Genomic DNA, 11,882 nt, shown 5'->3' on the forward strand with positions numbered 1-11,882 from the left:
TAAAATTTTAGAATTGTCATTTGTGGCCAAAAATGAATCTGATGATCCTACCTGTTTTTCGGTGACTGTCTTCATGGATTTCTATGTATACNAACTCCATGATATCTTTGTCGTTGAATTTTGGATCTGCTTTTAGCACATCGACCATCTGCAAGTATTTTGAATTCTTGATGTTGTTTGTTAGTCCTATGATGTGTTTTTGATAAACAACTTTACCAAATGCTGTCTGGACGTATGATTCGTTGTTCTTGGTAATCAAACCCAAATCTACCAATTGTTTTAGTCTTGTATAGTACTGCTTCTTTGTCAGGCCTATTTTTGTTGGTGTGTCAAGCTCTGACTTGATTCCTTCATTTGCCATGAGAAATATTGTCAAAGCATCATTTTTTGATAACACTGATAACACTTCGGTTAACTGTGATAAAATTTTAGAATTGTCATTTGTGGCCAAGAATGCATCTGATGCTTCTATCTGTTTTTCGGTGATTGTCTTCATGGATTTCTATGTATACGTCAACAAGAGTTCTTTATATCGATTTTGGTGAATTTCGTTCGTATTTTCCCAATAAATGTAGGTAGATCACTACTTATGTGTGAATGCTTGCGCGATGATTTGGATCTGATTCTCTCTAAACAGTGATTATACTCTGGAAAATGCCTTAAATAGGGAATGTCCTGTACAAAACAAGTGGAAAATAATCATAGACTAAAGACTGTCCTTGTAGTCGATGACAATCCAGATGTTCGTTCTCTTCTTGTTGAACTCTTGGAGTTGAAAAATTTCCAAGTGGTTGGAACAGGGCGTAATGGCAATGATGCTGTTACGTTATATGGAAAACTGAAACCGGATATTACACTTTTGGACGTTGTCATGCCTGATACCGATGGACTGTATGCACTGGATCACATTAGAGAAATGAACTCTGATGCTGCAGTGATAATGATTACAACGGATCTATCTCAGGATACTGCCAAGAGGCTAGAAGATCTTAGAGCTACTGCTGTAGTCTACAAACCATTTGACATTAATGATCTGGTAAAAATCATACACGATATTGAATCAGCTGCACATGCGGGCCAAATTAAATTCTTCAACTGATTACTTGATCTGCAAGCAAATTTAGTATTGGAAAATCTTGTCAAATACTAGTTAATCTTGATTTTACACATTATCCTGATCCTGGTCGGATTTTTCAAGTTCAGCGCATAGTCTTTTGTACTCTTTGATGGTTTCATTGAACTGGAAAAACACTTTGTTGATACTTGTTTGGGCCATCTCAAACCTCATTGTTTTTTCTATTAGGTATGATGGATCCTTTGGGTCAAGACCTGTATCTTCCCAAATTTTTTCCGTCTCGCTTATCTGTTTTTCTAGATTGGTTTCATATTGGCTATTTTTTCCTTGATTTTCTTGATTAGGACATCGTCTGTCATATGCTGATGAATAAATGACACTCAGTTAAAACTCGTTATTTCTTATAATTGTGTATTATTCATCTTGTGAATTGTGAAATATTTGACCTAGCTTGGTAAAATTAGTGTATATTTTCTTTAAATAGAAATTTGGTAAATTGATGGAATGCCGTATGAAGAAGTCTATTTTCAAAGACTAAAAGAAGAAAATCCTGAAGAATACCAAAAAGTTACCATAAGCAAAACCCATACCGTATAAACAGTTTGAATACTGTTCGGTATGCTTTTGGAAATACTAGTGTATCTCTTCCAGATTTTTAAATAATAAAACAAGTTTGATAATTTTTAGATTCTTATTGCATTGAATCTGAGATGGATTTCATTACTGTGACGCCTTGATCATTTGTCACTGTTATCATCTTTGTACCTGCTGGTGGAGAAAATATTTGTTTTTCGCCTGGATTCAAAATCGGTAATGCTGGTTCAGAACTAGTTCCATAATCTACTTTGACATTTGTCAATGGAGATGAACCTGTATTCTGCACATAAACTCGAACAACATTACCTACACCCATGACCATCTCGGTTCTTGGATCTACAGTCAATGCATATTGTTGTGTTGCAGGGTGGAATGCAAAAAGAACAATGACTGCTACAGCCACTGCAACTCCTCCACCTATTGCACCATAAACTATTGGCTTTACCATGGTATGATCAAACTAGAGCCAAGTTTGAGGTAATTTAAGGGTGATGCTATGTCTTTTGTTTTTTATTCTTTTTTTGTTTCTTTCTGTTTTTAAAATGCCACAAGAAAATGAAAAACCCTATTGCACTTGAAACAATTGTACCAACTCCAACCACGGGAGCAATAAAAAATGTACCAAGCCAAATTCCGTTTGCATCACCAATCTCCATCATGCCTCTATGTCTTGCAAATATGTTTACTGAATCTTGAATCGAGTGCGACTGGTTTGAATCGTCAAAATATGTACCATTTACATGAATTGCGGCATGGGTTGGAATGTCAAGATCTTTTGGTACATTTACTAAAAACTCAAAGTCTGAGCTTTTTCCAGAGTCAAGACTTGAAAGTAAAAATGATTTTTTGCCTTCTAGACTAATGTCATCTGAATATGCTGTGATCTGTACATTCTGGGCCATGGTACCTTGATTTTTTATTGTACCTTTTATCGAAAAAGGTTCTCCTGAAAATACATTGTTTGGAGCCTGGATGTCAATACTCAAAATTGGACTAGATTGTGTATTGAGATTAAATGCATGAGTAAATGTATTTTTGACAGGATTTGCGTCAAAGAGTCCCTTGATGTAGTACGTGACTTGGGCATTTGCAACAAATATTCCGTTTGGTGTATCGCTCTTTGTTTCTAGTTTAAAGTCATTTCCAAAAGTAGAATCTTTTGCAAGCTTTGACAAACTAAAAGTATTGTTTGTAGAGTACAGTTCAGGCGAGGATATTGAAAGAGTGATGTTTGATATTTGGTCTGCAGTTGCCTTGATTACGGATGACAAGACAAACCTGTCTCTATGCTTTACTACATCTGGATACTCTAAAGTGACCTGAAGATTTGGATCAAGCATGTTTGACTGTAATGCATATGCAGGAATACACATGCTCAAAACTAGTAATGAAAAAACTATGATGGAGATATTTCTAGACGCTGACAAAATTCATCCAAAATTGATGCGGTATTTGCACTTTTATTGATATGTTTTTGATTCTTTCTTACATCTGGGTTAATTTATTATCGTAAGGGTATGGATCTCAACTGATTCGATGTTAGTCTGATAAAAAGGAGATGTTCTAGTGAGTTGACCTTGTTTATCACCTGTTTGCNTTTGGGTTGACTTATTATCGTAAGGGTATGGATCTTAAATGATCCCATATGGGTCTGATAAAAAGTAGATGTTCTAGTGAGTTGACCTTGTTTATCACCTGTTTGCATCTTTGATAGTTTATCTATTCGGTATTGGTATCGTGATATCATGAAAGCCAAGTTCAAGACTACGTGTTCAGAATGCAATGCACAGATCAAGTCAGGCGAGGAGATTGCAAAAAATCCTGCAGGAAAATGGGTCCACAAGTACTGTGCACCAAGCTCTGAAGAATTGCCCTAGTTTTTGTCTAATCTTTTTGAAATGTATTCTGCTACTTTTGCAGCATTTTCATCTGGAGACTGTGTTGTATCTACTGTAATGTGGTCTGCCTTTACAGGCTCACGCATACTTTTCATCTTTTGATATACTTGTATTGTTGCATCTGAATAGTCGTTTTTGCGAGACTCCAGTCTTAAAATGGCAATCTCTTCTGGACACGAACACTCTATTATCTGAAATTGTCCATCGTCCAANGGAATAGTCGTCTTTGCGAGACCCAAGTCTTGAAATGGCAATCTCCTCTGGACAAGAACAATCTATTATCTGAAATTGTCTATCATTCAACCCCAGTTTCTTTTTCACCTCCATTCTGGAATCTTCTCTGTTAAATGTTGCATCTAGGATACAGTTCTCACCTATATCATTGAGGTATTTTGCAGTGATAATCATTACATCATAAACCATCTTCAGTTCTGATGTGGAATAAGTCGGAATGGGAAACAACTCTTTTCTAATTTTATCTGAAGACAAAATGCTTGCATTTATCCTTGGGGCAAGATTTTTTGCAAGCGTAGTTTTTCCAACTCCTGGAAGACCGCATATGATTATTATCAATTGTATGTTACCAAGTATCTGATTTGCTTGTAGATATTTATCCTGATGTTTTGAAAAAATATGAAAGAAAAAATGATGTTAACCCAAAGCTCGTGAATGTTTCTGGGTATGTGGTCTCTCTCCTGGAAACTTTCTTCGCATATGGCCTGATGGTCTTGAATATAATAATTCTAAAAACCATGCCTCGTGCTCTATCTCTTCTCTAAGGATATCCTTTGCAACATCATATGTTGCAGGATCCTTTCCATGTGTCATCTTGCACACCTTGTTCCAGTTGACTATGGCACCTTGTTCTGCCTTGAGACATTTTTCTAAAATTGCTTTTGTATCTATTGGGTTTGTTGGAAGCTGCAAAAATTCACAGCCTGACATCTTGATAAAATCTTGAGCATTGAGTGGTAACTTTCCGCCAAGCTCATAGATTCTTGACAAACAAGATTCAAAATGACTTAGGTCTTCTAATCTTGCATCCTCGATTATTCCCTTTAATGCCTCTCCTTCCATTCCGACACAGTGCGCTCTTAGATTTGTGAAGTAATAGTATGCCGTAAACTCTACTGATGCATTGTAAACTAGGGCCTTTATGAGCTCCTTTACATTAACACCATTTTGTTCTAGGACTTTTACTCCTACTACATTAGGTTCTTTAACCATGACTTGAGTCAAAGTCTGTTTCAGATATAAGCAAATCGATATTATTGTCACCAAGGCTTATATCATTAGTATGCTAATGATTAGTAGTCTAGGCATGATTAGATATGACTTTGAGAACAGCATGGGTTTTGTAGTAAACATGACTGCCAAAGCATTTCAGAAATCATTTGATATTGAGCTTCGAAAAACTGCGGGCGTTTCTCTAAGTCAATGGCGTGTAGTTGGGGCGCTTGTGATACAACCCGGCCTTACACAAAAAGAGATTGCTGACAAGGTGGGAATTGAAGGTGCAACACTTGTTCCAATAATTGACAAGATGGAAAAAGAAGGATTACTAAAAAGAAAACCTGATTCAAGTGATAGGCGAGTAAACCGAATTTATCTTACACAAAAAGCTGATTCTTTGTGGGAATCTATGGTAGAGTGTGCTCTGAAGATAAGAAAATCTTCTACCAAAAATATTTCTGAAAATGATATACAGACAACTCTTGAAACGCTTCGCAAAATATCTCAGAACTTGGCATCATTTTCTGAGATTGACAAGGCTGTTGTATCTGTAAAAAAAATAAACAGGATGGTCTGAGATGAAAGTTTCAAATCCTAGTGAAAAAGAATTACACGAAAAAATCTCTCCTGCTGCATGGAAGACACTTGCAATTCTTAGCTTGATTGCTACCATGGTTATGTATGCTGAGACCATGCTGGTTCCTGCACTCCCTGATCTGATAAAAGACTTTCACATATCCTATGACATGTCATCATGGATCTTAACTGCATATCTCATTGCAGGTGCAATAATGACTCCGATTGCTGGTAAGCTCTCAGACATCTATGGACGGAAGAAAATGCTTCTTGTAGTAATGGCAGTCTATGCGGTTGGTGTATCTCTTGGTGGATTTGTCACAGATATCTACCAGATGCTTGCAATTCGTATAATCCAGGGCATTGGTATGTCCATGTTTCCTATTGCTTTTGGTATAATTCGTGAGATGTTTCCTAGGAGCAAGCTTGCAATAGGACAGGGTATCATATCTTCCATGTTTGCAACAGGTGCTGTCATAGGTCTTGTTGCAGGAGGACATTTAATACAAAACTATGGCTGGAATGCTACATTTTTCTCAATAATTCCTATTGTGATTATACTACTTGGGGTGATTGCACGCTTTGTGCACATTGACGAGCCTCATCTGAAAGAACAAAACAGGGGCAACACAAAAAACAAGATAGATATTCAGGGCGCGATAACTTTGACAGTTTCTATTGCCGCATTTTTAATGGCGCTGACAATGGAAGAAACCGGAGACGGTGTTAACTCCTTTTCTGTAATGGGTCTTGTAGCAATTGGAATTGTGTATCTGATACTTTTTGCAATCATAGAAAAAAGATCAAGTTCTCCGCTTGTCAGCATGAAAGTTCTGGCAAATAGAACAATTCTGTCATGTAATATCTTGATAATGATTGTTGGATTGTCCATGTTTATGGTATTTCAAACAATACCTGTACTTGTTCGAAGCCCATCTCCATTAGGATTTGGCGAAGATCCTCTGATGACTAGCAATGTTCAACTTCCATTTGCACTGGTCTTACTAATATTCGGACCAACATCTGGTTTTATAATATCAAAACTTGGTTCTACAAAACCAATACTAGCTGGCAGCATAATTAGTACAATTGGGTTTGCAAGTCTCTTCCTGAATCATTCAACCGAACTTTTAGTATCTGTCAACCTTGCAATATTGTCAACTGGATTGTCGCTTACAAGTGTAGGTGCAATGAATGTAATCTTGCTTTCCACTCCTAAACAGGATATTGGTGTATCGCTTGGAATGAGCACATTGATAAGAATAGTTGGTGCGTCTATTGGTCCTGCAATGGCTGCAATGTACATGCAGACTCACAAAACAACACTTGCTGGACTTGCAGGATCTTTTCCTAATGCCGATTCTTACAACCTGATATTTCTTACCGCCACATTGGTATCATTTGTCTCAATAGGAATCTCAATTATCTTAAAACGGCAACTGGGAAAATCTACTCTAGTGCACTAGTATCATTCTAGTAGTGAAATACTGTATCCCCGATGGTCTTTTTCCAGTCTGCCCGTACACCTGGTTTGCCCTTGAGTTTTTCTACATAGTTAAAGGCAGACAGTCCTGCAGTTGCACCCCCGGAACAAGCTGCTACTATCTGCTTGTATGGTATGCTTGATGCATCTCCTGCTGCAAATATTGCAGGGTGCGAAGTCTTGCCATCTGGAGTGGTTTCAATCTCGCTTTTGCTGTTGATCTTTACCAACTGTTTTATGAAATCAAGATTGATCTTGGAACCCATCTCTATGAAGAGTCCATCCACGTTTACAACTTTTTCTTGTCCTGAATTGTCTACTAGCGTAATTGATTGAAGATTGTTTGTGCCGGAAAGTGCCTTTACAGAAGACTGTGGGATAAGCTCAATGTTTTTTTTCTTTTCAATTGCTGCAATCATTTCCTTGTCTCCACCTAATGCGCCTCCCTTGTAGATTAAATAAATTTTAGACGCCATCCTTGAAAGTAAGATGCCAGATTCTAAAAGATATGATCCAACTCCAATCACTGCAGTTGTTCTTCCTTGGTAAAATGGCGCATCACACTTTGTACAATAGTGTATTCCTTTGTTTACGAAATTGGATTCGTTTTCTACGCCTAGATTGTTTGGAACTTTGCCTGGCGCAACAACTAGTGCTTTTGCCTTGTACTCTGAACGTATTGTCTTGACACTCAATCCNATCTACTAGTGTAATTGACTGGAGATTGTTTGTACCGGAGAGAGCCTTTACAGAAGACTGGGGAACAAGCTCAATGTTTTCTTTCTTTTCGATTGCTGCAATCATTTCCTTGTCTCCTCCTAATGCGCCTCCCTTGTAGATTAGATAAATTTTAGATGCCATCCTTGAAAGTAAGATGCCGGATTCTAAAAGATATGATCCAACTCCAATCACTGCAGTTGTTCTTCCTTGGTAAAATGGTGCATCACACTTTGTACAATAATGCACTCCTTTGTTTACGAAATTGGATTCGTTTTCTACGCCTAGATTGTTTGGAACTTTGCCTGGGGCAACAACTAGGGCTTTGGTCTTGTACTCTGAGCGTATTGTCTTGACACTCAATCCGGATTCTATCTCTTCAACTTTTTCTACCGTATCGTATATCATTTCTCCACCAAACATTAGAAACTGGTTTTCAAGTGTCTTTGCAAGAATTGGCCCACTTGACATTATTGTTCCTGGATAATTCTCAAGTTTTGGGATTAGGTTTAGCTGTCCTCCCAAGTCTTTTGAAATCAGCAGACATGAGACTCGTTGTCTTGCCACAAATATTCCTGCAGAAAGTCCTGCAGGTCCCCCTCCGATTATGATTACCTCATGGTCTTGGGTCATTCTAGTTTACGGCAATAAGTGATGTGATGTTGTTTATTCCGTCAATTTTGTGTAAATCTACGTCAATTGCTATCTTGATATCTTGCATATTGTTTGATTCTAGAATTACCAAAACGTCGTATATTCCATAAATTGTCTTTACTGCTTTGACTATTGGAATTTTTTTTGCAGTCTCGATTATGTTTTGTTGCTGCTTGTAATCGACATTTAATAATACAAATGCTTCATTCACAGGCTTGTATGATTTTCATATGATAAAAAGATTGTCTAATGGATGATCACATTGTAATATTTTTTGTATTGATTGTATTCCTTAGAGACTCCAGTTCCTTTTTGGTGTTTTCGTGTTCTTCCTTTGTTCTTGCCAACGCGACTTTTATTATCTCAAGTTCTTTCTTGGCATCTTCATACTTTGCATTTATTGAAGCGGCAACTGCTCCTGCTGCTTCTACAATTTTCTTGGCTTCATTACTTCTTCCAACTGTTGCAAGCTCTGTTTCAATAAACTCCAACTCTTTTTTGGACAAGGAAATTTCTCTTTTCTTTATTTCATGTTGTGCCTTTAACGACTCAATCTCTCGCTCTTCATTCTCTCTTGAAGATGATATCTTTTCTAGTTCATCTCTTGCCAAGTTTATGTTAGACTTTATGGACTCAAGCTCTGTTATCGCAGAATCTTTTTCATAATTTATTCTTGATAATTCTTCTTTTATGTCATTTATCTGTCGTCTTGTCTGTTCTACTTCGGTCTTAGAATATTGTGACTTGACAAGATCTAGTTCTTCTTTTGCAGATTTTATCTGATTTGAAATCAAATCTCGTTCTGTTTTGATTGACTTGATCTCATCTCTTGCAGATTCGACCTCCTCGCGTGTAATCTTTGCCTCTGATAATACTGCATCAAGCTCGGCCTTTGACTTTTCAAGTTCGTGAGAGTATGATTCTAGTGTCATAGCAGTATTCTGGATCTCTCTTTTCAGGTCTGCTACCTCATGGGCATCTTCTTCTCTTGAGGGTAAGATTTGTTCCTCTTGTTTTATATCTTCAATGTGTTCCCTCTTTGAGCGTCCAAAAAGACCCATGAAGATAACTTTGGCATTAGGTAAGAAAAGTATTCCTTTTGGGTTTTGACTAGAACTATCTTCGTTTTTTTAGAAATGCAATGTAAAAGCCTATTCCGCCCAAGATAAACCCGAGTATGATGAGCGCCATGCCTCCTACCAAGTCTTTTGTATAGTATTGTGGGACAAAAAAGAAGATCAATATTCCAATTGCAATTAGTATCACCCCACTTCCCTTTGGTCTGTTGTGTTCACTGTGTGCCATGTCTTACAGGTGTTCTGAAATGGAAGATGCTATCTTCTTTCTTCCTATGTCTATTATCAAGGGTCCAATCTTTGGGCCTCTGTCTGATGCCAATATGATCTGGTATAGCATCTTGAACAGGTCTTTTGGTTGCATTCCCTTGTCTTTGGCAATTTGGTAAATTGTATTTTGCAAGTCTGTAGGTTCCTGGTCTGATGANAATCTGGTAAATTGTATTTTGTAAATCTGTGGGTTCTTGGTCTGATGATAAAATGTTCACCAGTTGGCCAAGCACTTGTTTTGAAACATCATCTAATTGGATCTCAACTTTTGTTGTGTTATCATAATCATCTGCANCCAGTTGGCCTAGCACTTGTTTTGAAATATCATCTAGTTGGATCTCAACTTTTGTTGTGTTATCATAATCATCTGCATAATTTCCTGCGAGCGTGATAAGTTCCTCTATCTCTGGGCTTGATTCTTTTATTGTACCGTACTCTAGCAGTTTTTTTGTAACAAGAGGAATTCTGTTTTCACGAAATATTCTGCACAATTGTACTAGTAATCGATAGTTAACATATGGTTTCTGACTCTTTGAAGGATTTAACAAATTGACATATTCGTACAGTCCCTTTGATCTTATTGCCTTGGTCTCATTGTCAAGTTTTATTTTTCCAAAATAGATGTTCTCAAGCTCATTGTATTCATCCATAAGTGCTGGAATGTCATCAATTCCTACCTCACGTGCTCCTGTGATTCTCTTGTAGAGCAACAAAAGTATCGTCTTTGGGGTGCCATACCTGAGCCAGGCCTGTGACGTTAGCACATTTCCAAGCGATTTTGATATCTTTTTTCCTCCCTTGTCAAGAAACATTTCATATTTTACATGTGTGGGTGCTGGAAAGCCCAAAATCTCTTCTGAGACCCAGTCATTTACCTTGACTGAATCCATGATGTCTTTACCATATGCTTCAAATCTGATATCAAATGCACTCCATCTTGCTGCAAATTCTACTTTCCATGGAAGCTTGCCCAGATCCTTTGTGATATCAGCTATGCCTTCATGACCACATCCTTTCATTGGTTTTGAACCAATTGTTGTATCAATACATCTGTACTTGATCTTTTTTTCATCGGCAAGGTATTCGTATGCACTTGCAGTGTACAGTCTCCCGCAGTTTGCACAGACTGGGAAATATGGCAAAGCCTCTTGGTATTTTTCCTGGCCAACCATGTCTGCAATTTTTTCACCGATTTTTTTGCTGTTTGTTAAAATTGTATGAATCTGATCTTTTAACAGTCCGTTTCTGTAAGTGTCAACACCACGTTGGAATTTGTACTTGATTCCAAGCTTGTCAAGACCGTCTAGCAGTATACTGCTCATGTGCAACCCGTACGAGTCATGACACCCAAATGGGTCTGGAATAAAAGATACTGGTTTTCCAATGTGCTCCTTTAATGATTCTGGTAGGCCTTCTGGGATCTTACGTAAGCCATCAAGATCATCCGAATACGCAATCAATTCAGACTTGTATCCAAAGTTTTCAAGGGCAAGTTTTACTCCGTATGACCTTACTGCGTCACCAAGACTTCCTATGTGTGGTATTCCTGATGCCCCAAGACCGCTCTCTACTCTAATCAAATCTGTCTTTCTTCCAAGTGATTTTTCTCTTTGCAGTAACTCATCTGCAAGTTTGTCAATCCATGTGCCTCTGCCGATTATCTGCTGTTCTTCTTCCATTATTTCAAATCCTTTGACATGTATGGACCAAGCTGGGTGTAACCAAGTTTTCTATAATATTCTCTTGTGCCTACTGCGCTTATCACAAGTAATCTCTTTGAATCAAACTCTTCCATTGAAATCTTTTCTGCCTCGCCCATCAAATTCTTTCCCAATCCTGAATGCTGGATTGTATCGTTTTCTCTTTCTCCAATCTTCAATGATCTTCCATACACATGGAGCTCTCTTACTATGCATGTGTTTGATGTAACCTCGCTTCTATGTGCACCACTGCTTGGTTTTCTTAATCTTAAAAATCCGAATATCTTGTCATGTGAGTCATCATATGACAAGAAGACTTCATTTCCGCCTGATGAGTCATAATTTTCTCTATGCATTTTTATGTCATCCATGTTTATTGTACCNACTATGCATGTGTTTGAAGTAACCTCGCTTCTGTGTGCCATAGCACTTGGTTTTCTTAATCTCAGAAATCCGAATATCTTGTCATGAGAATCGTCATATGACAAGAAGACTTCATTTCCACCTGATGAGTCATAATTTTCCCTGTGCATTTTTATGTCATCCATGTTTATTGTACCGTCTGAAAGTCCTGCTTCTCTACACCTGATGCACTTGCAGGAG

13 protein-coding genes and 5 pseudogenes are annotated in these 11,882 nt (G+C 37.7%); 4 read left to right on the plus strand and 14 right to left on the minus strand.

Annotated elements, in window-relative coordinates; all coding sequences use genetic code 11:
• Positions 1–688: 688 nt before the first annotated feature.
• Positions 689–1,099, plus strand: a complete 411-nt coding sequence (locus tag DYY66_RS00440) for a response regulator (protein ID WP_166285247.1) — start codon at positions 689–691, stop codon at positions 1,097–1,099.
• A gap of 667 nt (positions 1,100–1,766) precedes the next feature.
• Here DYY66_RS00440 and DYY66_RS00445 read toward each other — a convergent pair.
• Both DYY66_RS00445 and DYY66_RS00450 read right to left on the minus strand, forming a co-directional pair.
• On the minus strand, positions 1,767–2,120 hold the full coding sequence (locus DYY66_RS00445) for a hypothetical protein (RefSeq protein ID WP_166285249.1): 354 nt from the start codon (positions 2,118–2,120) through the stop codon (positions 1,767–1,769).
• Between the two features lie 46 nt (positions 2,121–2,166).
• The gene (locus DYY66_RS00450; protein WP_166285251.1) at positions 2,167–3,099 is read right to left on the minus strand and encodes a CARDB domain-containing protein; all 933 of its coding nucleotides are present in this window, start codon (positions 3,097–3,099) and stop codon (positions 2,167–2,169) included.
• Between the two features lie 318 nt (positions 3,100–3,417).
• Here DYY66_RS00450 and DYY66_RS13515 point away from each other — a divergent pair, with 318 nt between their 5' ends.
• A complete protein-coding gene (locus tag DYY66_RS13515; protein ID WP_255495940.1) occupies positions 3,418–3,549 on the plus strand; it encodes a hypothetical protein in 132 nt (43 codons plus the stop codon).
• Here the strand turns inward: DYY66_RS13515 and DYY66_RS12795 are convergent.
• From DYY66_RS12795 to dps, 3 genes and pseudogenes are all read right to left on the minus strand, one after another.
• The coding region (locus tag DYY66_RS12795; protein ID WP_394352513.1) for a hypothetical protein at positions 3,546–3,782 on the minus strand (237 nt) is incomplete at its 5' end. The genes DYY66_RS13515 and DYY66_RS12795 overlap by 4 nt on opposite strands.
• 1 nt (position 3,783) lies before the next feature.
• Positions 3,784–4,143 (minus strand): annotated as a pseudogene (locus DYY66_RS15475) (AAA family ATPase); the annotation flags it as partial.
• A gap of 78 nt (positions 4,144–4,221) precedes the next feature.
• The gene (dps, locus tag DYY66_RS00460; RefSeq protein WP_166285255.1) at positions 4,222–4,797 is read right to left on the minus strand and encodes a DNA protection during starvation protein; all 576 of its coding nucleotides are present in this window, start codon (positions 4,795–4,797) and stop codon (positions 4,222–4,224) included.
• A gap of 94 nt (positions 4,798–4,891) precedes the next feature.
• Here dps and DYY66_RS00465 point away from each other — a divergent pair, with 94 nt between their 5' ends.
• Together DYY66_RS00465 and DYY66_RS00470 are read left to right on the plus strand one after the other, a co-directional pair.
• Positions 4,892–5,380: a MarR family winged helix-turn-helix transcriptional regulator gene (locus tag DYY66_RS00465; protein WP_166285257.1), complete on the plus strand. Its 489-nt coding sequence runs from the start codon at positions 4,892–4,894 to the stop codon at positions 5,378–5,380.
• 1 nt (position 5,381) lies between these two features.
• Entirely contained in the window at positions 5,382–6,845 is a 1,464-nt protein-coding gene (locus DYY66_RS00470; protein ID WP_166285259.1) for an MFS transporter, read from the plus strand.
• A 7-nt stretch (positions 6,846–6,852) separates the two neighbouring features.
• Here DYY66_RS00470 and DYY66_RS00475 read toward each other — a convergent pair.
• The 9 genes and pseudogenes from DYY66_RS00475 to DYY66_RS00505 all read right to left on the minus strand — a co-directional run.
• On the minus strand, positions 6,853–7,560 hold a 708-nt coding region (locus DYY66_RS00475; RefSeq protein ID WP_218583538.1), incomplete at its 5' end, for an NAD(P)/FAD-dependent oxidoreductase.
• A 1-nt stretch (position 7,561) separates the two neighbouring features.
• A pseudogene (locus tag DYY66_RS15480) lies at positions 7,562–8,212 on the minus strand (NAD(P)/FAD-dependent oxidoreductase); the annotation flags it as partial.
• 1 nt (position 8,213) lies between these two features.
• Positions 8,214–8,444, minus strand: coding sequence for an Lrp/AsnC ligand binding domain-containing protein (locus DYY66_RS00485; protein ID WP_166285265.1), 231 nt, complete (start codon positions 8,442–8,444; stop codon positions 8,214–8,216).
• Positions 8,445–8,490: 46 nt separating this feature from the next.
• Entirely contained in the window at positions 8,491–9,294 is an 804-nt protein-coding gene (locus DYY66_RS00490) for a hypothetical protein (RefSeq protein ID WP_166285267.1), read from the minus strand.
• A 55-nt stretch (positions 9,295–9,349) separates the two neighbouring features.
• Complete coding sequence (locus DYY66_RS00495; protein ID WP_166285269.1) at positions 9,350–9,538, minus strand: hypothetical protein; 189 nt, start codon at positions 9,536–9,538, stop codon at positions 9,350–9,352.
• A gap of 3 nt (positions 9,539–9,541) precedes the next feature.
• A pseudogene (locus DYY66_RS13520) lies at positions 9,542–9,736 on the minus strand (lysine--tRNA ligase); the annotation flags it as partial.
• A gap of 1 nt (position 9,737) precedes the next feature.
• A pseudogene (locus DYY66_RS13525) lies at positions 9,738–9,873 on the minus strand (hypothetical protein); the annotation flags it as partial.
• 1 nt (position 9,874) lies between these two features.
• Positions 9,875–11,258: pseudogene (gene lysS, locus DYY66_RS00500) on the minus strand (lysine--tRNA ligase); the annotation flags it as partial.
• Positions 11,258–11,662 (minus strand): GNAT family N-acetyltransferase (locus DYY66_RS00505; protein ID WP_166285353.1); only part of this gene is annotated, 405 nt, incomplete at its 5' end. The gene DYY66_RS00505 and the pseudogene lysS, both read right to left, overlap by 1 nt.
• Positions 11,663–11,882 lie beyond the last annotated feature (220 nt).

The sequence above is a fragment of the Candidatus Nitrosotalea sp. FS genome, from assembly GCF_011319475.1.
Taxonomy (GTDB): Archaea; Thermoproteota; Nitrososphaeria; order Nitrososphaerales; family Nitrosopumilaceae; genus Nitrosotalea.